Origin of the sequence: Anabaena sp. FACHB-1237 (genome assembly GCF_014696225.1) — a bacterium.
Taxonomy (GTDB): Bacteria; Cyanobacteriota; Cyanobacteriia; order Cyanobacteriales; family Nostocaceae; genus FACHB-1237.
This window is the reverse complement of record NZ_JACJPV010000020.1, coordinates 43,367-65,544: the sequence shown is the minus strand read 5'-3', so window position 1 is coordinate 65,544 and position 22,178 is coordinate 43,367. Positions and strand designations below refer to the sequence as shown.

19 protein-coding genes and 1 tRNA gene are annotated in these 22,178 nt (G+C 33.3%); 9 read left to right on the top strand and 11 right to left on the bottom strand.

Features of this window, described 5'->3' with window-relative positions; translation table 11 throughout:
- Nucleotides 1-156 precede the first annotated feature (156 nt).
- The 5 genes from lysS to H6F32_RS11900 all read right to left on the bottom strand — a co-directional run bounded on the left by lysS (nt 157) and on the right by H6F32_RS11900 (nt 4,912).
- On the bottom strand, nt 157-1,734 hold the full coding sequence (gene lysS / locus H6F32_RS11920) for a lysine--tRNA ligase (protein WP_190369552.1): 1,578 nt from the start codon (nt 1,732-1,734) through the stop codon (nt 157-159).
- Nucleotides 1,735-1,793: 59 nt separating this feature from the next.
- Nucleotides 1,794-2,159: a VOC family protein gene (locus H6F32_RS11915; RefSeq protein WP_190369551.1), complete on the bottom strand. Its 366-nt coding sequence runs from the start codon at nt 2,157-2,159 to the stop codon at nt 1,794-1,796.
- 214 nt (nt 2,160-2,373) lie between these two features.
- Entirely contained in the window at nt 2,374-3,378 is a 1,005-nt protein-coding gene (gene chlG, locus H6F32_RS11910) for a chlorophyll synthase ChlG (RefSeq protein ID WP_190369550.1), read from the bottom strand.
- 182 nt (nt 3,379-3,560) lie between these two features.
- Nucleotides 3,561-4,655, bottom strand: coding sequence for an ArsA family ATPase (locus tag H6F32_RS11905; protein ID WP_190369549.1), 1,095 nt, complete (start codon nt 4,653-4,655; stop codon nt 3,561-3,563).
- Nucleotides 4,656-4,723: 68 nt separating this feature from the next.
- A complete protein-coding gene (locus tag H6F32_RS11900) occupies nt 4,724-4,912 on the bottom strand; it encodes a DUF2862 domain-containing protein (protein ID WP_190369548.1) in 189 nt (62 codons plus the stop codon).
- 375 nt (nt 4,913-5,287) lie between these two features.
- Between H6F32_RS11900 and H6F32_RS11895 the strand changes: the two genes are divergently transcribed.
- Nucleotides 5,288-6,055: a Uma2 family endonuclease gene (locus H6F32_RS11895; RefSeq protein ID WP_190369547.1), complete on the top strand. Its 768-nt coding sequence runs from the start codon at nt 5,288-5,290 to the stop codon at nt 6,053-6,055.
- 285 nt (nt 6,056-6,340) lie between these two features.
- Nucleotides 6,341-6,565 (top strand): hypothetical protein, encoded by a 225-nt coding sequence (locus H6F32_RS11890; protein ID WP_190369546.1) that lies wholly within the window; start codon nt 6,341-6,343, stop codon nt 6,563-6,565.
- A gap of 9 nt (nt 6,566-6,574) precedes the next feature.
- On the opposite strand, the gene H6F32_RS11885 is transcribed toward H6F32_RS11890, so the two are convergent.
- The 4 genes from H6F32_RS11885 to lgt all read right to left on the bottom strand — a co-directional run bounded on the left by H6F32_RS11885 (nt 6,575) and on the right by lgt (nt 14,843).
- A complete protein-coding gene (locus tag H6F32_RS11885) occupies nt 6,575-11,995 on the bottom strand; it encodes an ATP-binding sensor histidine kinase (protein ID WP_190369545.1) in 5,421 nt (1,806 codons plus the stop codon).
- A gap of 208 nt (nt 11,996-12,203) precedes the next feature.
- Entirely contained in the window at nt 12,204-12,557 is a 354-nt protein-coding gene (locus tag H6F32_RS11880) for a phenylpyruvate tautomerase MIF-related protein (protein ID WP_190369544.1), read from the bottom strand.
- Nucleotides 12,558-12,716: 159 nt separating this feature from the next.
- On the bottom strand, nt 12,717-13,559 hold the full coding sequence (gene cobM / locus H6F32_RS11875; protein ID WP_190369543.1) for a precorrin-4 C(11)-methyltransferase: 843 nt from the start codon (nt 13,557-13,559) through the stop codon (nt 12,717-12,719).
- 402 nt (nt 13,560-13,961) lie between these two features.
- A complete protein-coding gene (gene lgt / locus H6F32_RS11870) occupies nt 13,962-14,843 on the bottom strand; it encodes a prolipoprotein diacylglyceryl transferase (RefSeq protein WP_190369542.1) in 882 nt (293 codons plus the stop codon).
- A 106-nt stretch (nt 14,844-14,949) separates the two neighbouring features.
- Between lgt and coaD the strand changes: the two genes are divergently transcribed.
- On the top strand, nt 14,950-15,438 hold the full coding sequence (gene coaD, locus H6F32_RS11865; protein ID WP_190369541.1) for a pantetheine-phosphate adenylyltransferase: 489 nt from the start codon (nt 14,950-14,952) through the stop codon (nt 15,436-15,438).
- A complete protein-coding gene (locus H6F32_RS11860; protein WP_190369540.1) occupies nt 15,411-16,157 on the top strand; it encodes a DivIVA domain-containing protein in 747 nt (248 codons plus the stop codon). The genes coaD and H6F32_RS11860 overlap by 28 nt, the downstream gene beginning before the upstream one ends.
- A 286-nt stretch (nt 16,158-16,443) precedes the next feature.
- On the opposite strand, the gene H6F32_RS11855 is transcribed toward H6F32_RS11860, so the two are convergent.
- A tRNA-Val gene (locus tag H6F32_RS11855) sits at nt 16,444-16,516 on the bottom strand.
- A 178-nt stretch (nt 16,517-16,694) separates the two neighbouring features.
- On the opposite strand from H6F32_RS11855, the gene H6F32_RS11850 reads away from it, so the two are divergent.
- Entirely contained in the window at nt 16,695-17,303 is a 609-nt protein-coding gene (locus tag H6F32_RS11850; RefSeq protein WP_190369539.1) for a metal-binding protein, read from the top strand.
- 20 nt (nt 17,304-17,323) lie between these two features.
- Entirely contained in the window at nt 17,324-18,130 is an 807-nt protein-coding gene (gene mazG, locus H6F32_RS11845) for a nucleoside triphosphate pyrophosphohydrolase (RefSeq protein ID WP_190369538.1), read from the top strand.
- A 390-nt stretch (nt 18,131-18,520) separates the two neighbouring features.
- Here mazG and H6F32_RS11840 read toward each other — a convergent pair whose 3' ends face one another.
- Nucleotides 18,521-18,796 carry an MAPEG family protein gene (locus H6F32_RS11840; RefSeq protein ID WP_313926629.1) on the bottom strand — a complete coding sequence of 92 codons (276 nt, stop codon included), beginning with the start codon at nt 18,794-18,796 and terminating at the stop codon, nt 18,521-18,523.
- A 196-nt stretch (nt 18,797-18,992) separates the two neighbouring features.
- Here H6F32_RS11840 and H6F32_RS11835 point away from each other — a divergent pair, with 196 nt between their 5' ends.
- From H6F32_RS11835 to H6F32_RS11825, 3 genes are all read left to right on the top strand, one after another.
- Nucleotides 18,993-19,775 (top strand): ABC transporter ATP-binding protein, encoded by a 783-nt coding sequence (locus H6F32_RS11835; protein WP_190369537.1) that lies wholly within the window; start codon nt 18,993-18,995, stop codon nt 19,773-19,775.
- A 111-nt stretch (nt 19,776-19,886) separates the two neighbouring features.
- Nucleotides 19,887-21,341 carry an MlaD family protein gene (locus tag H6F32_RS11830; RefSeq protein WP_190369536.1) on the top strand — a complete coding sequence of 485 codons (1,455 nt, stop codon included), beginning with the start codon at nt 19,887-19,889 and terminating at the stop codon, nt 21,339-21,341.
- 60 nt (nt 21,342-21,401) lie between these two features.
- Nucleotides 21,402-22,073, top strand: a complete 672-nt coding sequence (locus H6F32_RS11825) for a ComF family protein (RefSeq protein WP_190369535.1) — start codon at nt 21,402-21,404, stop codon at nt 22,071-22,073.
- Nucleotides 22,074-22,178 lie beyond the last annotated feature (105 nt).

Below are 22,178 nucleotides of genomic sequence, written 5' to 3'. Positions count from 1 at the left end.
TACTTAGCTTTTTTTTCTACTGACAGGATACCGTTACGTGGGCTTTCTTACTTCTCATACATCCTCTAATTAAAGTGTATTCACTATTCTATCATATTGTATTAGTTTGTAGGGTGCGTCATTGATAGTATAACGCACCATATTACAACTAATAACTTAGACTTCCACCTTCTTCTGATTCAAATTAACCACATCCTGCAACCTGGAAATCACAAAAGACTTCTCCAAATAAGACAACAAACCACCAGCTTTAGGACCTTTTTCTTTATTCAAGAAAGATAGATATAAAGCCTTAAAAGCCATTGGTTGTTGAACCCCTAACTCCTTAGTAGTCGAGAAAATTATAGTTTGTAATTCCTCAGCTTCCCAGTTACCAATATTCTGCAAATTCTCCATTAATTTTTGCAAATATCCCACTTGTTCAACATTCAAATCATTAGCTTTTTCTGGAACTTGTTCCAAATAAAGAACTAACTTTTCTTCTTCATCAGCATAGTCTTCTAACCATTTTCTCGCAGCAGCAATTCTTTGATTAACTACTATTTCATCATACTCATTTAAAGGTTGTGAACTACGTTGTTTTACCTCATCTTGAATATTTAAACGAGGAACTTGTAATAAAGAAATTAAGGTACTAAAATCAAAAGGCTGGAAAGTTTTAACTTCATCTCCTAACTGCGCGTAAAATAACGGCATTAATTCCTCAGTTAATTCAGCAGAATTAGAATACTTATTAATTAAAGTATCATAATCTCTAAATAAACGAGTAGTAGTTTCATAATTGGGAGCAAAATTAATTACCGTTCTGGGTTGAGTTCTTAACATTAAAAACCGCAATAATTCCGCAGGTAATAAATCTGCAATTTCCCTAGCACTAGAACCTACACCTTTAGAAGAACTCATTTTTGTACCATTGACAAGAATAAATTCATAGGGCGAATGAAAAGGAGGTTGTTTTTGTAAAACTTTACGACAAATTGCATTAGCTACATCACGAGAACCACCTTTTTGAGAATGGTCTTTACCCGCCATTTCAATAGTTACACCTAATACATCCCATTTAGCCACCCATTCCACTTTCCAAGGCAATTTTCCATTACCATTAAAAGGAGAAACCCAGCCAGAATGGCCACAACCTTTTACATAGTCAACGCCATCAGTTTTACAAGTGTAAAAAACTTCTGAACCATTATAATCTGTGGTTACAGTAGTAGCAATTTTCCCGCAATTTTCACAAATAACTTGAAAAGGATACCAATTATTTGCACGTTCAGCTTTACTAACTTCTTTATAAGCCTCCCGTACCATAAGGGCATTTTTTAGGAAAATATCAATATGAGAATTAAGTTTTCCCGAACGATATAAGTCGCGTAAAAAATACGTTTCTGGTTTAATTCCTAAGTATTCAAAAATCTCAAAAAACTCACCAATAAAATACTTAGCATAATCTTCTGCACCATCACCAGGAGAAGGAACATTACACAAAGGAAAACCCAAATAAGGCTTAAATTTTTCTTTATCTAAGTATTTAGGAACTGTGTCCAACGCATCATAATCATCCACACCATACAGAAATTTTACAGGTTTTCCTGCGTGTTTCAAAGCACGGTAAATAACGTCATGGATAACCACACCGCGCAAAGATCCCACATGAACTCGTCCAGAAGGAGTCTTAGAATCATTAACTACTTGTTCACCTACTGCATCAGCAGCAATTTTATCAGCCCAAAACATTTATCTTTTATTATTTGACAATCTCTCTATTTTAACTGTTGTCATGGAGAATAAAATCATTATTCTATAAATTGATTAAGTTCGATAATATTGCCATCGGGATCTTTAATAAAAATTGCTGGCCTCCCAGAAGCACTGGCTTGAAATGGATAATTTTTAGCGGTTAATTCTTTCTTAATAGCTTCTAAATCCATTACAGCAAAAGCGATATGAGGATTTTGTCCCCATTTTTCCTGTTGGTTATCTGTGGGTACTGTAGGCGCAACTATCAGGTGAAGTTGATAATTACCAATTTGATACCAGATACCGGGATATTTTAATGGCCGTTCTGTTTTTTTTAGTTCTAATATATGACTATAAAAATATTCAGACTGTTCTAAATCAGTAATGAGGATAGCAGTGTGAAGACTTTGGATAATTTCCATGATGGTGTTATTTTAAAATGTTGTAAAATGTTGCGTTCTCATTATAGTGTTAAACAGGTTGGTTTATGAAAAACCAACCTCCAATAATTAAATCGGCGTTGCTGAACTCAGGTATGAAATTGAGAAATTCAAAATTTGAAACTTTGTGTTTAACGCAAGTGTTTCGCTTCGCTGATGCGCGAAATAAATATCATACCCCAATTCAGCAACGGCATTAAATCAAACTATGTCCCAAAGCCAAGCCAGTAACCAACATTCCTAACACTAGAAAAGGTTGAGCGCTCGCTTGATATTTCACATCATTAGCGATAGGATCTCGCAAGAAATACATATCTTGAAAAGTGATTTGGGGAATAATTAATAATACTAAAATAGCAGCATATAAATTTTGATGAATACTCACCAAATAACCTGCTACTAAACCTTGAAATACATCAATCATCACCACACAAATTAAAGCCGCTTTTTGTACACCAAACATCACAGGTAATGATTGTAAACCAAGTTGGCGATCGCCTTCCACACTTTTGAAATCATTAACAATAGCAATACCCAAACCAGCCAAACTATAAAACAGAGTTAACACCACAATTTTCCAATTTAACTCTCCAAATAAAGCATGGCCAGCCCACCAAGGTAAAGCAATATAACTAGCACCTAAAGCATAATTTCCTAACCAACCATTTTGTTTTAATTTTAATGGTGGTGCAGAATATATGTAGGCAATAAATGTCCCAAGAACAGACAACATTAACACATTAGGAAAACTATGACCTGCCCATGCATCTAAAGTATAAGCTACACCATATCCTAATAATAGTAAAACAATGATTTGACTAATTACTTGTTTTTCAGAAATAGCACCAGAAGGAATAGGGCGATAAGGTTCATTAATAGCGTCTATTTCTCTGTCATAATAATCATTTAAAGTTTGGGTATAACCAGTTAATAATGGACCAGAAAGCAACATACAAAGTAATGCTTTGAGAAAGTTTTCTAAACTCCAAACATAATGGCCAGAAGAAGCGGCACCACAAACCACACCCCAAATTAAAGGTATCCAAGTAATAGGTTTCATTAATTGTAAGCGAATTTTCCAGATAGAAGTTTCGCCATAACTCGCCCCTTTCATTCCTAACAATTGGCGAGTTTTTGCAGTAGTATCTTCTTGATCTGTTACTGCTTTAATATCAGGTAAATTGGGTGTAGTATCACTCATAATTTATTGGTTGGTAATTGATAATTGACAATTGACAATTGATAAAATTTTCACCTTATCCCCTATTCCCTATTCCCTATTTTCTCAATAACACTTACGCCAGATGTAGTTGAAACCCTGATTCTTGTGTAGGGGTAATTCATCAATTACCCCTACTTTCGTTCCCTTTTCCGTAAGTCTTGCTAAAAAGAAATTATCAAATAACTGTTTTGAAATTTTGCCCCAGTCACAGGTTTACCACTTAAAGCCGGCGGTAGAAAGATATTACGTCTCATATCTCCAGCCTCTACAGTGACTTCTGGACCGACTTGGGTGAGTTTTACCTGTTTTTTGTCAAAACCTGGCAAAAACAGTCTTACCTGGCGATTATGCACATCTATCTCTATGGGTTTAGGTGCGGCTATTGCTTGTTGGGCAAAATTAGGTAAGGCATCCATCAGAGCTTGCCATTCCGTATTTACATCAGGTACAATACTCATGGGTAAAGGTGTAAATTCTGAAGCTATCTCAGTATTTTCTCCATTAACTACAATTACCCCACCAATAGTTAATCCGACTTGTTGAGACGCTCCCCATAAATAGCGGGAGTTAGCAATATCAATAGTTTCTGAAGTAGTTACTAAAAACCCTGCCACTCGACTAGGATTAGCTAAAGCATCTGTACCTTTTTCCAGAAAGTCATTAGCTTGGTTAGTAGGTAAAGAAAAATTATCTGCTGTCAAATTAACATTGAAAAGACTGCTAATTAGTGGTTGGATAAAAGGCGATTCGCTGATATTTTTGCCTAAATCAGAATTAACTAGTAATTGTCTAAATCTGCGAATATACCAGGTTAACGACTCAGGCATTCCTAACATTCTTAAAGCGGCAGTATCTCCCGTACCATCGTAGATAATTACATCGTATTTATCACTGGCATCATATTCACGGATAGCATTGAGAGCAAGGGCGTTATCCATCCCTGTTAACACAACCAACTCCTGTCCGTAAACTTCTCTAATTATTGGAGTACGGAGATACTGCGCTTCTAACTTTTTAACCTCTTCCCAGTGGCGTTCTAGAAGTACAGAGACTTGAAACTGTACTGCTTGTAAATTAGGAGAGATTTCCTGGGGATCAGCACAGAGAGTAGTTTGTAGTAAAATGGGCAAAGTAGGTTCACAAAGACCTGCTAAAAGTACCTTCTTGCCTTGGGTTGCCAATAACTTAGCAGCAGCGATCGCTATTTTACTGCGAGCAATGCCGTTTTTACCTAAAAATGTCAGTATCAAGGCCATCGTTTGAATTTCCCATTACCATCTATTGTCAATACCAACTTAGCATTTAACTCAAACTACTAACTTACCTATACAGCCTTAACTTCGTCTTCAAAAAACCAGGTAGAAGTGTTATCGTCAAATTTGACAATCACACCAACACCACCATCAAGGACTTTATAGCCAGTGATCACGCCGATTTTTCCTAATTTTCCAGCTATACCAGAGGATACGCGATCGCGCAGACGAACTAATTTAACGTTTTGTCCAACTTGCATATTTCTTTACATTCCAATCATCCAAAACATAGTTTACCGGAATCTGGCACTTTTATTTATTCATATCTTTGATTTCAGATATAACCTACGGAAGTATCACAGCAAAAAATCTCTTGTAGGGCGCGTCAGATAGCATAAATTATGTAAATAAACACATTTATAAACACATTTTGCGTATTCCCTACTATAATGCTGATAGTTGCCTGCTAACTTTTGCACAAAAAGCTGAAATTGAATGCCACCAGGTTGAAAGTGAATACCAACGGGCTAATAAGTTAGCTCAATATTTGCCATTCCTTCAGATCACTTGGCTATCGCTTAGTGTAGATTCCGATAGTTTATAATAAAACACAGTAACTTATCCAAATAAAATCTATGGCCTTAACAGCACAAGAAATAGAAGCATTAATGCCAGATTGTACAGAACTACTAAGCGACGAACCAGAGATGGAAAGCTCCTTACATTATACACAATTATTAATGCTAGTAACCTGTTTAGAATGGTTATGGCGAGATAGAGAAGATTTCTTTATTGGTGCAAATCTTACCATTTACTATAGCCGAAAACAGCTAAAAAACCGGGATTTTAGAGGACCAGACTTTTTTCTCGTCACAGACACTCAAAAACGTCCTCGCGCTTCTTGGGTAACATGGGAAGAAGACGGTAAATATCCCAATATGATCATTGAGCTACTTTCTGATTCTACCGCTAAAGTAGATAAGGGATTCAAGAAAGAATTGTATCAAAATCACCTCCGCACACCTGAGTATTTTTGGTTTTCTCCAAATACCCTAGAATTGGTAGGATGGCGATTAGTTGGTCATGAATATGAAAGTATTGCTCCTTCTGAAAATGGTTGGTATTGGAGTCAGGAATTAGGGTTATATTTAGGAGTGTCTCAAGGTAGGTTAAGATATTTTAGCCTAGAAGGGAAATTGATACCTACACCAGAAGAAGCTAATTTAGAAGAAATTAGAAAAGCTGAAATTGAACGTCAAAAAGCTGAAATTGAACGTCAAAAAGCTGAAATTGAACATCAAAAAGCTGAAACTGAACGTCAGCGTGCTGATAAAGCAGAGAACAAAGCAGCTATTCTAGCTCAAAAGCTGAGAGAATTAGGTATTGAACCTGATAGTTTGTAAATTGACATTGATTAATACAGCGATCGCATCCTATATACTTTAATATTTATCAACTTTAGTTAACCTTACTCAAGCAAGCGATCGCCTCTACACAACCATAAATATAACTTACGCAACAGGCACATTAATAGGATGCGTCAGATATCAGGGGTTTGTTTATTTACTTTATGCAGTGTAACCAAAAATCTGCGATACAAGCCCCGTCCTTGAAGGCTTTTCTTGATTTTTAAGATACTCCTTTAATATTTCTAATGGCGCACCACCTACAGAAATGCACCGTTAATATTGTCAGAATCATCAAATCCTACAAAAAATTATCTAATAACATCCTGTAAATCCTATGATCCTTGGTTGGATGTTTTGCAAAATGATCCTGTACCCATTTTACAACGGGATGGTAATATACTGATAAGGTTAGCAAAGGTGATAGATTTAGGATTAATTGAAAAGCCAGAAATTCATTTTAAAACAGCAGCAGAATTTAAAGAAGGGTTGTTAAATTGTACTTAATCATCACAATTATTTAATATCAAGAGGAATTGCAATAATAAACTCTGTTCCCTTATTAACTTCGGAAATACAATCTAACCTACCATTATGTTTATCTACGATAATTTGATAACTAATAGATAAACCTAAACCTGTACCTTCCCCCACTGGTTTAGTAGTGAAAAAAGGATCAAAAATACGATTTTTTATTTCTGGTTTAATACCTATACCATTATCTTTAATAGAAATTTGTACATAATTATTAACAACTTGAGTAGTAATAATAATATGAAAATTACTATCTTTATTAGATAGCAAATTTTGACGCTCTTTTAAAGCGTCAATTCCATTACTAATAATATTCATAAATACCTGATTTAATTGAGAAGCATAACATTTAACTAAAGGAATTTTACCATAATTTTTAATCACTATATTTTGAGAATATCCTAATTTTTCCTGAAATCTAGGACTTAATAACATGATTGTATTATCAATTCCTTCATGAACATCCACAGGTTTTATTGCTGATTCATCCAAGCGGGAAAAATTACGTAACCCTAAAACAATATTGCGAATTCTTTCTGAACCTACCATCATGGAGTCAAGAATTTTTGGTAAATCTTCTAACAAAAAGTTGATATGATTTTCTTCTTGATAGGTTGCAATTCTGGCTGTGGGTTGAGGATATTCTTGGTTGTATATTTCTAAGAATTCTATTAAACATTCAATATAGTCTCTCGCGTGTTCTACATTAGCATAAATGAAGTTTATAGGATTATTGATTTCATGGGCAACTCCTGCTACCATTTGTCCTAAACTAGACATTTTTTCCGTTTGAATTAATTGAGATTGTGTATTTTTCAACTGTGTTAATGTTTGTTCTAATTCCAGATTTTTTTCATTTAATTCTTGAGTTCTAATTTTAACTTTCTCTTCTAATTGACTATATAGTTGGGCATTTTCTAAGGAAATAGCTGCTTGAGAAGCAATTAAGTTTAAGATTTTTAATCTTTCTTGTGTAAATGCACCAATAGTCAAGTTATTCTCTAAATAAATAATACCAATTAATTCACCTTTATTTAAAATTGGTGTACATAATATAGATTTAGGTTTATATTTGATAATATAGGTATCATGGGAAAATTCTTTATCTATAGTTGCATCATGAATTAATAAATATTCTTCGGTATGGTTGACATAATTAATTATAGTTAATGGTACAATATCATTATTATCTATAACTTGAGGTTCTAGATAACATTCCAGTGCAGTATTACAATTAGCTACAACTAAAGCTACAACTAAGAAATTATCATCTCTTCGCAAAATTAATGCTGATTTATTTGCTGCTACATTTTCTAAAATTACCTGCATCAGAGTAGCTAATAATTTATCTATTTTAATTTCTGAAGAAATAGCTAAGGATGCTTTAGTCACTGTTTCTAAATCTAATAATGCTGATGCGCTTGTCATTCTAGAATCACTGACTAATATACTAATTTGATTTTTATTAACATCAGTTTTTGCTGGAGATATGAAATTTGCTAATAACTCAGGATAGGTATTTTCTAATTGATAAATTCTGGCTTTTGCATTCCAATTACCATAGCAATAATAAGCATCTATTAAATAAGTTTTAGCAATTTTTTCTTTATGATGACTTAAATAAAATTTAGCTGCTAATTCATTTGCTAGTGCTTCCTCTTGGAGATATTTATGTTTTTTAGCTCCTATAATGGCTTGATCATAAAGTTCCATTGCTTGCCAATAATTGCCTAATACTCTAGCTTGTTCTGCTGCAACTAAATTATATTTATGTTGATAATTACTAGGTGCATATTTAGCCCAATTTAACAGTTGTTTTTGATTATTACTGACTATTTCTAAATATTCTTGTTGTAGGGTATTACTTTGATGGGGATATGCTGCTAATAAAGATAAAGAATAATAAAAATTATAATGACTAATGGTAACTTGTCCCACAACAAATTTTAAATATTCACTACCAGCAACAGAACTATTTATTGCTAATTCAGGATATCCAAAGAAATAGTAAAAGATGGTTTTGGCTAAAAACAAAGAAAATAATACAGTGGAACTTTTACTAGTTAATAGAATTGGTAATGTTTGCGCTTCCTGGAAAAATTTCCCAGAAAATTCGTGTTTATTAAGATTATCTTCGTCAATTTGGGAAAAATTCCATACTAATTGTTGCCATATATTCAACAGGATAATTGTACCTCCTTGTTGAAATTTATCTACAGTTTTCACATAAATATCTGCTTGAGAGGATACATATTCTAAATTTTCACCACTGAGAATTAAACTAATAATATAAATAGCTGAAGAATAGGAAAAATATTCTAAATCTCCAGTTTCTATTCCTGATTGTAAACCTGCTCGTAAACTGGGTATGTTCTCTCTTAATGGTTTTTTCCAAAATGCAATATTAGCATTCCACATTAATAAAACTCGACATTTAATAGTTTTAGCATCGAATTTTTCTAATAAACTTAATGCTATTTCTCCCAAACGATATCCAGTATCAATATCTGATAAAAAACCGCAAAGGATCACGCCATAATTAATATATCCATGGGCGGAAAATGAACAATTACCATATTGATTGGATAGGTGAATCATGGTAAATATAATCTGAGGAAATAAGGAAGCATCTACAAAATAACTAGCAGCAGTTAAGTTGGTTAATATTCGCATTGTGGCAATTTTGTCAGCCCCATTCATGTCTGGTAAATTGATTAATTCATCTACATTTAAGTGAGGAGGAGGTGCTTTTTCTAAGTTAAATCCTAGTAATCTAATTAAGTTTAATCCTGTATCAATTCCTAATTTTATTTGCATTTGTGCTATATAGATGGCAATTTTAATTTCTTCAACTTCGATAGTATCAATCAGTTGTTTAGTATTTTCTTTGACTATTTTAATATAATTTTCTGCCTGGGTAAAGTTGATGTTTAAATATTCTGTTTCTGTAGCTTGAATATAGAGATTTAGTGTTAGTTCATATTCATTGTTCCAGCTATCTGGAGGTAGTAGTTCTAAACCTACTTGTAAATATTTGATAGCAGCATCATAAGCTGTGGAAGATTTAGCTTTAGAACCTGCAATTAAATTTAATTTTGCTAATTCATATTTTTCTGCTTGACTATTAATTAAATTTCTACCAATATTTAATTGATTAACTATGGCCAATATATTTTCCTGTTGTGCTTGATATTGACTGTTTTTTAATAAAAGTTGACCTATTTTTAAGTGTGTTGCTAATTTCTCGTTTTCTGGAATTAAAGAATAAGCTGTTTGTTGTACTCTGTCATGTAAAAATTTGTATTCTACTAATATTGTTTGTATTTGTTGTGAATATTGATCTATATTATCTCTGTTATCTGTGAAGAATTTATAAGTTTCATTCTCTGGGAGAATAAATTGTTCTTGTAAAGCTGTCCATAATTCCTCTGATATTTCTGATGGAGATTTTTGACAAACAATAGATAGGGTAGTTAAATCAAATCTGTTGCCAATACAAGCAGCTATTTTTAATATTTCTTGTGTGCTGTGGGGTAATTTTGTTAATTGACTGGTGATAAATTTAATAATATCATCATGATGATATAATATTTTAGCTGCATTAATATCACATCGCCAATAACCTAGTTTTAAATCAAAGGTAATTAACCCATCTTCATGCAATGATTTCAATAATTGATTGATAAAAAATGGATTTCCTTTTGTGGTATTAACTATAAGTTCACTTAATGGTTGAATATCCGCTTCTGGACAAAATAGGGTATCTTTAATTAATTGTTTAATGTCAGATTCTTTTAAGGGTTCTAGGGTAATTTGATTAATAGTAATTTCAGTTTGTTTAATATCTTCTAACGCAATAGTTAAGGGATGGGTAGGGTTGACTTCGTTATCTCGATATGCTCCTATTAATAGTAGATATTTAGGTTCATTGTCTGTGATTAATAATTTGATTAGTTTTAAGGATGCAGGATCAACCCATTGTAAGTCATCTAGGAATATTACTAAAGGATGTTCTGCTTTAGCTAATACTTGAATGAATTTACTAAATAGTAAGTTAAAACGATTTTGGGAAGCATTTCCTGTCAATTCTGGTATGGGAGGTTGTTTACCAATGATATTTTCTAGTTCGGGAATAACATCAATTATGACTTGTGCTTGTTCTCTTAATGCTGATAATATTTGGTTTTTCCATTGTTCTAGTTGTGTTTTACTTTCTGTGAGTAATTGTCTCATTAAACTGCGAAAGGCTTGCAATAATGCTGAAAAAGGAATATCTTTTTGAAATTGATCATATTTACCTGAGATAAAATAACCTTGTTCCCTAATAATAGGTTGATGAATTTGATTGACTATGGTAGTTTTGCCTATACCAGAAAATCCTGTAATTAATATGAGTTGTTTATGGCCATCTCGAATATATTCAAAAACATTTAATAAGGTATGAATTTCCTCTTGTCTACCATAAATTTTATCAGGAATGATAAAGCGATCGCTGATGTCTTTTTCTGCTAATGTAAATTTAGTAATCTCCCCTTTTTCTAATAACATTTGTTGACATTTTTCTAAATCATAGCCAATTCCTGCTGCTGTTTGATATCTGTCTTCAGGATTTTTCTCCATTAATTTGATAATAATATCTGCTAAACATTTAGGTATTTGTGGATTAAGTTCTTTAGGGTTAATTGCTGCTTTTGCTAAATGACAATATACCAGTTCTAAACTATTTTTACTATTAAAAGGTAATTGTCCTGTGAGTAATTCATAAAAAGTTACTCCCAAGGAATAAAAATCTGTACGATAGTCTATACTTTTATTCATTCTTCCTGTTTGTTCTGGAGACATATAACTTAATGTTCCTTCTAAACCGTTAATGATTTTCACATTTGTATTTTCTTTAGGTAATAATGAGGAAATACTAAAATCTATGATTTTGATTTGCTGATTCTCTGGATTAATGATAATATTTTTAGGTTTAATATCTTTGTGAATTATCTTATTTTGATGTAAAACTTCTAAAATTCTCACAATATCAATCCCTATTTTAAAAAATAAGTTGATATCTAATGGATAAGTTTTCACATATTCACTTAATGATATACTGTGACAATCTTCTAAAATCAAAGCATAACTATTACTATATTCCACTAAGTCATAACATTTAATAATCCCAGGATGTTGGATTTTTTGCATAATTGCAAATTGATTTTTAACGGCAATTAAATTGCGTAACCTGGGATATTGATCATTTAAAATTTTGATAATTACGGGAGTTTTTGTTTGTTGATGATAACCACGATAAACGGTGGTTTTACTACTGACATAAATAATTTCAGTAGCTTGATAACCAGGAATAGAAATTGCACTTATATTATTTTTTAAGAAGTTTAAATTATTTTGATTCATTGGTTTAAAATGGGTATATTAAACGGTTATCTTCATAAATTGAATCATCATAATCATTACTATATCAAATATAGTGTTGCAGGCATCTTGCCTGCAAAAATTATCAAGTTACAACAATCAACAAAATTAAATGCTATCAACCTTAACACATAAATGTATTAACTCATATCTGAAAGGTGAAAGCTGACTACTGATAACTATTAACCTATTAACCAAAAGTTGTACTATTCCAACCCCACATTGAACCTTTAGCATCAGCAAATTCTATATAAATACGATTCTTTGGTACAGATAATAACTGACTAATAGTTTCACAAAAGTCAGCACTCATCGCTTTAGTTTGTTCTGGTTTCATAGTACCCACACTTTTAATTTCTACATAACAAACTGGTTCTGTATTACCTGCAAATGTCATCGCAACTTCAGATTCAAATGCAGTCATTACATAAGACTCAGGTTTACCTGTATGTTGTGCTAATTTCGCAGAAAGACTTTTCAACATAGATTCAATTTCAGTCTTTTCTGGTGCTGATACAGAAGTTTGAACTTTAATTAAAGGCATATACTCAAAATTTGGATTTTCAAAATGTCAAGATAATTACAGCACATTCTATCTACATGAGGTACACTATGAACACAGCAAGATGCCTGTGTTACAAGGGTTTTATCATTAACATCTGTATCTCATAGTAACGGAAACTGCTGTATAACTATTTTATCCTCAGATCCCTGACTTTTGGAAAAAGTCGGGGATCTTTATCTCATCTGCGCGAAATAAATGTTGATGTTCAGGATTATATAAACATGAACGGTTGTTAACAGGCAATAATGCCGGACTAATAATATATAATGTGGTTCTAATTAGCTGTTGTTGATGAGTAGTAATGGCCATTTCTGTTAAGGGAACAATAGATATTTTTTCATCTGGCCAACCGATACGATAACAAATAGCAACAGGTGTATTTTCAGGATAATGTTTTAATAGTTTATTCTGTGCTTCTTGAATATGACGCGCACTCAAGTATAAACATAAACTCGCTTGATGTGCTGCTAGACTTGTCAATTCCTCTGTATTAGGAACATGAGTACGTCCACTAATTCGTGTCAGAATAATAGTTTGTACTAAATTAGGTACAGTCAACTCTACTTTTAATTTAGCAGCAGCAGCCTGAAAAGCACTAATACCAGGAATAACTTCAAAAGGAATATTTGCATCTGCTAATAATTGCATTTGTTCATGAATAGCACTATAAAGACTAGGATCTCCTGAATGTAATCTTACCAACGATTTATGCGATCGCACACATTCAATCATTAAAGGTATAATCTCTTCCAAAGTCTTATCTGCTGTCTTAAAAATTTCCGCATCTGCACGACAAATGGCTAAAATCTCTTCAGGAATTAAAGAGTCGGCAAAAAAAATCACATCGGCACATTTTAACATCTTTTGGGCTTTAACAGTTAATAAATCAGGATCTCCAGGTCCTGCACCAACTATATAAACCCCTGGTTTTAACGAATCTTGATAGTAAATATTACCAACAGTATTAATATTTTCACTCATATTTTTCCTAATAGAACACTGATAAAACAAAGAATAGGAAACAATCAGAAAATAGTCCATAGAGAACAATTAAAAGTCTTTCCGGATCAAGTTCCCAAAAGTAGTAAACTTAGATGGTAGATGCACCCTGGTTAAGCCCTAGAGATTACTCTGGGGCATTTTTTTTGATTATAGGACTTACGCAAGTGTCAGACTAAAAAATCTGTTGTCGGGTGCGTCAGATATCAACAATTTGGTTATTTACATGATTTATAAGCTAATGTGCAGCACTCACTGTATAATTAAAAAACCTGAAGTTACAGTAGCACAAGCATCTTGCTTGTATTAATTATTCAAGTTAAAGGCACAACAGCTTACTGTCGAACCACACCCTACCAATGTGCCAGTTGCCTAAGTCCTGTATTATCTTTGCGGTTGACTATCTTTGTTTACAGAATTTGGCGCAATTACATCAGGTAAAGGATGATTAAGTACATAAAGCCAAGCTAAACCCAATAATCCTAAAAATATGCCACTAAAACTGACTAACTGAGCGATACGCACAGTACCCAACATTAAACTATCTATGCGTAAACCTTCAATCCAAATACGGCCAAAACTATAGGTAACTAAATAGACTAAAAATAAAGTACCTAGTTTCAAGCGTAGTTTTTTAGATATGGCACGAAAAAATAAAGTAATAAGTAGAGCAAATACCATTAAATTCCATAGAGACTCATAAAGAAAGGTAGGATGGAAATATTCAAAATTAGCTAAATTTGGTGGACGATGTTCCAGGGGAATATATAATTTCCAAGGTAAATTAGTAGGACGGCCAAAAGCCTCAGAATTAAAGAAATTACCCCAGCGGCCAATAGCTTGGCCAAGAATCAGAGAAGGAGCGACTAAATCAGCCAATTGCCAAAAAGAGACTTTATGAACCTTAGCAAAGATCATAGCAGCGATCGCTCCCCCAATAATAGCCCCATGAATAGCTATACCACCCTGCCAAATAGCAATAATCTTTTCAGGATGTCCTGCATATTCTGGCCATTGAAATAAAACATAATATAATCTAGCCATAGGAATAGCGCCAATGACCAGCCAAATAGACAAATCACCTAACAATTCTGGATTAACATGACGACGTTTAGCCAGATTTTGAGAAATAGCCACACCGAGTAAAACAGCAGAAGCAATTAGCAAACCATACCAACGAATAACAATCGGTCCTACTTCTACCAGAATTGGACCTGGAGAAGTAAACTGGAAAGCTAAGGGTAAAGCAGAAAAATCTAATATCATGAAAAATTACCAAAGAAAAAGGAGTTAGGAGTCAGGAGTATGATATTTTACCCAATTACCATTTTCACCTTAAAATCATCAGAATATCATCACCTAAGATAACATTGTGATTGCCATTTATCCCGGTAGCTTTGATCCCATCACCTTGGGACACCTAGACATAATTGAGCGCGGTAGCCGTCTATTTAAGCAGGTAATAGTAGCGGTACTGAGAAACCCCAACAAAACACCATTATTTACAGTAGAGAAAAGATTGGAACAAATTAGTCTATCTACACAACATTTACCTAATGTGAGGGTAGACAGTTTTGATGGTTTAACCGTAAAATATGCCCAAATACAACAAGCGCAAGTTTTACTACGGGGGTTAAGAGCAGTTTCCGATTTTGAAATTGAGTTACAAATGGCGCATACTAATAATACCTTATCTACTGAAATAGAAACAGTTTTTCTGGCAACATCTAATGAATATAGTTTTTTAAGTAGTAGTGTGGTAAAAGAAATTGCCAGATTCGGTGGTTCTGTTGATCATCTCGTTCCTCCACACATTGCCCTAGATATATACCAATGTTACAACCTCAAGTCTCTAATTTAGAATCTAACCATAATGGACATCATTTACATCCATTAGATCATGTTAATGGGCATTTCCCCCAGGAAAGTCCTCCATTCAAACCAGAGGTAGATATTCAACAAGAATTAAATAACCTCGAGGAAATGGTTTTGTCTAGTTTACACATTCCTCTCACTGGCCGTACTCTCGTAGATGAAGATAAGTTACTAGAACAACTGGAGTTTATTCGTGATTCTTTACCATTAGTATTCCAGCAAGCACAGGAAATCCTGGAGCAAAAGGAAGAAATACTCTTGCAAGCGGAAGAATATGGACAACAATTAGTAGACGTAGCCCAAGCCAAAAGAGCGCAAATCTTATCAGAAAGTGATATTATTAGACAGGCACAACGAGACGCTGATCAAATTCGGAGACAAGTACAGCAAGAGTGTGAAGCCATGATGCAAGACACCATTGCCGAAATTGAGCGTAAACGTCATGCTTGTGAAGAGGAACTAGCAGAAATTCGTCAAAATGCGATTTCTCAAGCTCAAGATATAGAAGATGGTGCTGATAAATATGCTGACACTATCTTAAGTAACCTAGAGCAAGACCTTCAAGAAATGCTAAAAATTATTAATAATGGTCGTAAGCAACTTAAAGGAGATTCAACATATAAGAATAATTCTCATAGTTATACACAAAAGAATGCTAACGGGCAGAAAAATCAGCGTAATTCCCCAAATTCCAAGAAAAAATAACTTCAAGCTATTTAGATAGTCAAATAAATAACGTCAATTGGCGGAAATAAACGAACTATTCTAAATCCTTAAAAAGCCGATAATGTCTTAGTTTTGAATGCATGACTTGTGACGACTTCCGCTTTGCGTTACTAATCTATATTTACTTAGCTATCATTGATGGTATTAGTAGTCAAAGCGGATATGGTTTTTCTATAGATAAATTGTGAATTGCTGACAAAAAAACCCTGCTCTTGGCACTTATGAAAGTGAACAGAACAAGGTTTTTCAGTGAATTTCGGGTAAGTGGGCAGTACCAGACTCGAACTGATGACATCCTGCTTGTAAGGCAGGCGCTCTACCAACTGAGCTAACCGCCCGTTTCCTTCACTTCAATTAATATAGCACAACCTTCTAAAATTTTGCAACCCCCTAAACAAAATTTTTTTGAAGAATATTTTCCGGCTCATTTGGTGCTGAGTTCAGAGTAAGATTTATACGAGGAAATGCTGATAATTCCTGACTTGTGTATTTTTGAGTTTATCCTTGAGTTGTCCCATGCCTTCTGGTCAAACGCACGATCGCATTACTATTTGGTCTGTTCCTGTAGTAGCAAGTATTACCTTAATTACTACTCGTAGTAGTAATATAACCTTGTTAGTGGCTGGGGGGTTCATGTTCGGGGGGTTGATGTTTGGACCTGACTTAGATATTTATTCCCGTCAGTTTCAACGCTGGGGTTTTTTGCGTTATATTTGGCTACCTTATCAAAAAAGTTTACGTCATAGGTCTTTTTTATCTCATGGTCCGATTATCGGCACAACTTTACGAGTTGCGTATTTAATGACTATTGTGGCATTGACAACAATATTATTATTATTAATTTGGACAAAAATAGGCAATTTTTCTTTAAACTGGGATCATGTATGGTTAAATACAAAAAAAAATATTAATGCTAATGGAATAGAATTTATATCTTTTGTAATTGGTTGTGAAATAGGAGCAATGAGTCATTCATTAAGTGATTGGATTGGTTCTAGTTACAAAAAATGGCAAAAACAGGGTTTTCAAGGATTATTAAATCAGGGTAAAATGAAAAAGCCTAAAGTTACTAATCGCAGTAATAAACCTAAACCAAAAATTACGAAAAATCGCAAATCTCGATAATTAAGGGAGTAAAAAATCCGATGGAAAATGAAACATTAATAGCATTACAAGAACTAATAGATGTAGTGGAAAAATTGCGATCGCCTGATGGTGGATGCCCTTGGGATTTAGCGCAGACTCAAGAAAGTTTGATACCATACATTATAGAAGAAGCCTATGAAGTAATAGATGCCATTCACAGTGGAGATCAAAAAGCGATCGCTGAAGAATTAGGAGATTTACTATTACAAGTAATTTTACAAGGGCAAATAGCAAAAGAGTCAGGAAATTTTTCCATTAAAGAAATTGCCCAGGGAATTTCTCACAAATTGATTCGTCGTCATCCCCATGTATTTAGTGATTTGAGAGTAGAAAACATAGAAGAAATACATGAAAATTGGGAAAAAATTAAAGCCCAAGAAAAAGGGGAAACACCAGAAACCACTAAAAAATTAACTACTAAACTTCATCGTTATCGTCGGAGTTTACCACCATTAATGGGAGCAGTAAAAATTTCTCAAAAAGCTGCTAAAGTAGGATTTGAATGGGATTGTATTGAGGATGTTTGGCAAAAATTTGAGGAAGAATTAGGGGAATTTAAACAAGCATTAGCCCAAGAAACACCAGAAAGACAAGAATCAGAATTAGGAGATTTATTATTTGCCATTATTCAAATTGCTAGATGGTATAATCTTGATCCTAATGCTGCATTAAAAGGTACAAATCAGAGATTTATTCAAAGATTAGCTAAAATGGAAGATTTCATAGATAGACCTTTTGAAGAATATACAGGAATGGAACTAGAAGCATTATGGCAAGAAGCAAAAAAGAAATTAGCCAATAGTTAGCTAAAGATACGTAGGATGCGTCAGAGGGCATAAATTTTATCAATAAACAGATTTATAATATCTGACACACCTTATAATACTAATAGTGAAAAATAAGATCCCCGACTTCTTACAAAAGTCGGGGATCTCAATCTTGAATTAATAAAACAATGTAGAGACTGTTCATGCGTATTTAATTTTTACCAGATATACAATATATCAATAAATTATCAAAATTGATTGACAATGCAGGGGTTTAGCATTGCTAAACCTCTGCAAATTTACAAGAAATTAACCTTATTTTACTAAAGTTAACACAATTCCCACCAAAGAACCCAAGATTAATCCTATACTACTTAAAGAACTAATGGCAAAACCTAGACCTCTTTTTTCTGCCGCTTGATAATACCCTCAAGCGTAGGCAATACGTCCTATAATCCAAGTAGTACCTAAAACACTACCCCAAACTGGACTAACGTAAATAGAAAATAACCACAAAGCAGGTAAGAATAAAGCCAATTGTTCTAAAGTATTTTGTTGTACTCTTAGCACTCTTTCAAAATCTACATTTCCTGTGGTTTGTGGTACAGGAATTTGATATTTATATCTTGCTCTACCAACGTTAATAGTAACGATAAAATACAAGAGTAAAGCGGAAACTGTAACTAAACTAGGATAAGGAGACATAAACAAATTTCAGGAAAATGAAAATTTTGATCGTCAAAAGTTGACAAATATATTATATAGTATAAGATACCAACCTTAAACGAGTCAAAGAAGAAAATCCCCGATTTCTGGTAGATCTGATCTATCAATTATCAGTTAATGTGAAAAATTGGGGATATATCCACTTAAAAAATATCCAGTAAATGAGTTATCAAAAATGACAGAACCATTGATTGAATTAAGGGGAATATCTAAATCTTTCGGAAAAAATAAAGTTTTAGATAATATAGATTTAAACATCTATCAAGGACAAGCATTAGGAATTATTGGACCATCAGGTACAGGAAAATCAACAATTTTAAGAATCATAGCAGGGTTATTAAAACCTGATGCGGGAGAAATTTATATCCAAGGAAAAAAACGTAATGGTTTAATAGAAGATGGTGGTGATCCTATAGGCATAGGAATGGTATTTCAACAAGCAGCATTATTTGATTCCTTAAATGTAGAGGAAAATGTGGGATTTTTACTTTATCAGAAATCGAGATTAAAGCGATCGCATATTCGAGAATTAGTTAATGAAAAATTAGAAATGGTAGGATTAAAAGGTATAGGCCATCTTTATCCATCGGAATTGTCTGGAGGCATGAGAAAAAGAGTCAGTTTTGCCCGTGCTATTATGTCTAATCCTCAAAATATTACAGATAATCCACAGGTTTTATTATATGATGAACCTACGGCTGGATTAGATCCCATTGCCTCCACAGTCATAGAAGACTTAATTCGTAATTTACAACATACCCAAGGAGTTTGTAGCACTTATGCCATAGTTACTCACCAAGATAGCACCATTCGCCGCACTGCCGATCAATTAGTATTTCTTTATCATGGCCAAGTACAATGGCAAGGTAAAATTAGTGAAATAGACGGCACACAAAACCAATTAATTAGACAATTTATGAGTGGTAGTGTCAAAGGTCCAATTCAAGTTTTAGGTTAAACAATGAATTAATAATTGATAATTGAGAGATAGAAGATTTTGCTATAATTTGACTACAAAGTTCTTATTTTGTTATTTTGTTGTAAATGATGATTCAACTGAGGGGGGAAAATGCGAGACTTTATTAATCGGTTTACATCAGCGCGGACATTGCGCGAAGGTGCAGTAGGATTATTATTAATAGTAGGACTAGGATCATTTGTGGGGATTTTCCTATGGTTAAACAGAATTAGTGTGGGGAAAAAATCCTATTATGCTACGGTAGAATTTGCCAATGCTGGAGGAATGCAAAAAGGTTCAATAGTGCGTTATCGTGGTGTGACAGTGGGTACAATTAGAAAAATTAACACAGGTTCTAACTCTGTTGATGTAGAAATTGAAATTAGTAATCCTAATTTATTAATTCCTACTAATTCAACAATTGAAGCAAATCAAAGTGGTTTAGTCAGTCAAAATATTATTGATATTACTCCTCAAGGAAATGTTACTCTTGCTCAAGATATTCCCGGACCATTAGATCAAGATTGTAATGCTAAATTAATTATTTGTAATGGCTCAAGATTAAGAGGTGTAATTGGTATTAGTGTAGATGAATTAGTGCGTCAATCAGCCAGTTTTGCTGCTCAATATAGTAATGATCAATTCTATAAAAATGTCAATAAAGCCTTAGAAAGTTCTGCTTTAGCTGCTACCAATATCGCCAATTTAACTAAGGATCTGCAAAGTTTAACTAAAACTGCCCAAGGACAGGTAGGAGTATTTTCTAGTACAGCATTAACAATACAAAAATCTACAAATCAATTAACAGCAACTAGTCAAAAAACCGCCGCACAATTAGCAACCACAGCTAAAGATTTTAGTGGAACTGCCAAACAAGCAAGTCAATTATTAAATAATTTAGATAATCTGTTAACAGCTAATCGTACATCTTTGGTAACTTCCTTAAATAATATGACAGAAGTAAGTAACCAATTGCGAGTCACAGTTAATAGTTTATCACCAGCAGTAAATCGTTTAACCCAAGGAGAAATATTAAATAATTTAGAATTACTTTCTGCCAATGCAGCAGAAGCATCAGCAAATTTAAAAGATGCTTCCAAAACTTTGAATGATCCTAAAAATATTGTATTATTACAACAAACTTTAGATGCCGCTAGAGTGACCTTTGAAAATACCCAAAAAATCACATCAGATTTAGATGAATTAACAGGAGATCCTCAATTTAGACAAAATTTATTAAGATTAGTTAATGGTTTAAGTAAATTAGTATCTTCTACCCAAGATATAGAGCAACAAACTAAAGTAGCAGTAACTTTAGACTCACTTAAAACTTCTATGAATCAGCCAGAAACAACTAAACAAGTAACCAAAAAAGTAGTAATTAGTAAATCCATGAATCCTAGTACCGAAAAACAGGATTTAGTAATAGATACATCAACTAAATCATTAAATAAAAATGTAGAGACAACGGAAATATTACCAAACCCAACTATAACCAATTATCCTAGTCCTGCCCAGGAAAAATTATTAAAACAGCTACGGGAATATAGAGATAAAAAAGAATAGGAAAGCCAAATGATTGTCCTTATTTTGTGGTGTTATTTGCAGAGTATGTGAGGTGCTAAAATGATCAAGATATTTCAAAATCTAGTAAATTTGTTTCTGAAATCTAATTGTGCCTTGTGCCAACGTTCTACCCCTCAAGAACTGTGCCCATATTGTACTAAACAACTGCAAAGTTGCCATTTAGAAAATCCGGGATATTTATGGAAACAAACATTACCGATATTTGTCTGGGGAAATTATAATGGTTCTGTAAAAAGAGCGATCGCTGCCATGAAATATGAAAATCAACCCCAAATAGCTAATATCTTTGGCAACTGGTTAGGACAAACGTGGTTATTAAATCAACCCCAAGAAACATTAAAAGAAAAATTAATTGTTATTCCTATTCCCATGCACAGCAAAAAACAAAAAGAACGAGGTTTTAACCAAGCAGAATTAATTGCCAAAAGTTTTTGTAATATCACAGGTTTAAAATTAAACTCCCAAATTTTAGAAAGAAGCAAAGAAACCCAAGCACAATTTAGTTTATCCTTTTCTGAAAGACAAAAAAACCTGGCAGATGCCTTTACAGTTAATCCAAAATATCAGCGTTCTTGTAATAAACCAGTATTATTAATAGATGATATTTATACAACCGGGGCAACTGCGAAAGCTGCTGTAAAAATACTCGAAGAAAATCATATAAAAGTCATTGGTTTAGCAGCAGTGGCAGCTCCTATTAAACAAAAGTAAATGATTTAATTGAGTAAATATAGTGAGAAATTGATGAAAATTATGCACAGAGAATTAATAGTATTTTTCAGAAAATTTGTGATTATTCCTAGTATTGTTCCTACT

What these genes read in the sequence shown, in the direction of transcription:
- H6F32_RS11915 (WP_190369551.1), bottom strand. Translation starts at nt 2,159, where the DNA reads ATGGAAATTATCCAAAGTCTTCACACTGCTATCCTCATTACTGATTTA.
- H6F32_RS11850 (WP_190369539.1), top strand. Translation starts at nt 16,695, where the DNA reads ATGCCTTCTGGTCAAACGCACGATCGCATTACTATTTGGTCTGTTCCT.
- H6F32_RS11830 (WP_190369536.1), top strand. Translation starts at nt 19,887, where the DNA reads ATGCGAGACTTTATTAATCGGTTTACATCAGCGCGGACATTGCGCGAA.
- H6F32_RS11905 (WP_190369549.1), bottom strand. Translation starts at nt 4,655, where the DNA reads ATGGCCTTGATACTGACATTTTTAGGTAAAAACGGCATTGCTCGCAGT.
- mazG (WP_190369538.1), top strand. Translation starts at nt 17,324, where the DNA reads ATGGAAAATGAAACATTAATAGCATTACAAGAACTAATAGATGTAGTG.
- H6F32_RS11860 (WP_190369540.1), top strand. Translation starts at nt 15,411, where the DNA reads ATGTTACAACCTCAAGTCTCTAATTTAGAATCTAACCATAATGGACAT.
- H6F32_RS11840 (WP_313926629.1), bottom strand. Translation starts at nt 18,796, where the DNA reads ATGTCTCCTTATCCTAGTTTAGTTACAGTTTCCGCTTTACTCTTGTAT.
- H6F32_RS11825 (WP_190369535.1), top strand. Translation starts at nt 21,402, where the DNA reads ATGATCAAGATATTTCAAAATCTAGTAAATTTGTTTCTGAAATCTAAT.
- cobM (WP_190369543.1), bottom strand. Translation starts at nt 13,559, where the DNA reads ATGAGTGAAAATATTAATACTGTTGGTAATATTTACTATCAAGATTCG.
- lysS (WP_190369552.1), bottom strand. Translation starts at nt 1,734, where the DNA reads ATGTTTTGGGCTGATAAAATTGCTGCTGATGCAGTAGGTGAACAAGTA.
- chlG (WP_190369550.1), bottom strand. Translation starts at nt 3,378, where the DNA reads ATGAGTGATACTACACCCAATTTACCTGATATTAAAGCAGTAACAGAT.
- H6F32_RS11900 (WP_190369548.1), bottom strand. Translation starts at nt 4,912, where the DNA reads ATGCAAGTTGGACAAAACGTTAAATTAGTTCGTCTGCGCGATCGCGTA.
- lgt (WP_190369542.1), bottom strand. Translation starts at nt 14,843, where the DNA reads ATGATATTAGATTTTTCTGCTTTACCCTTAGCTTTCCAGTTTACTTCT.
- H6F32_RS11835 (WP_190369537.1), top strand. Translation starts at nt 18,993, where the DNA reads ATGACAGAACCATTGATTGAATTAAGGGGAATATCTAAATCTTTCGGA.
- H6F32_RS11880 (WP_190369544.1), bottom strand. Translation starts at nt 12,557, where the DNA reads ATGCCTTTAATTAAAGTTCAAACTTCTGTATCAGCACCAGAAAAGACT.
- H6F32_RS11895 (WP_190369547.1), top strand. Translation starts at nt 5,288, where the DNA reads ATGGCCTTAACAGCACAAGAAATAGAAGCATTAATGCCAGATTGTACA.
- H6F32_RS11885 (WP_190369545.1), bottom strand. Translation starts at nt 11,995, where the DNA reads ATGAATCAAAATAATTTAAACTTCTTAAAAAATAATATAAGTGCAATT.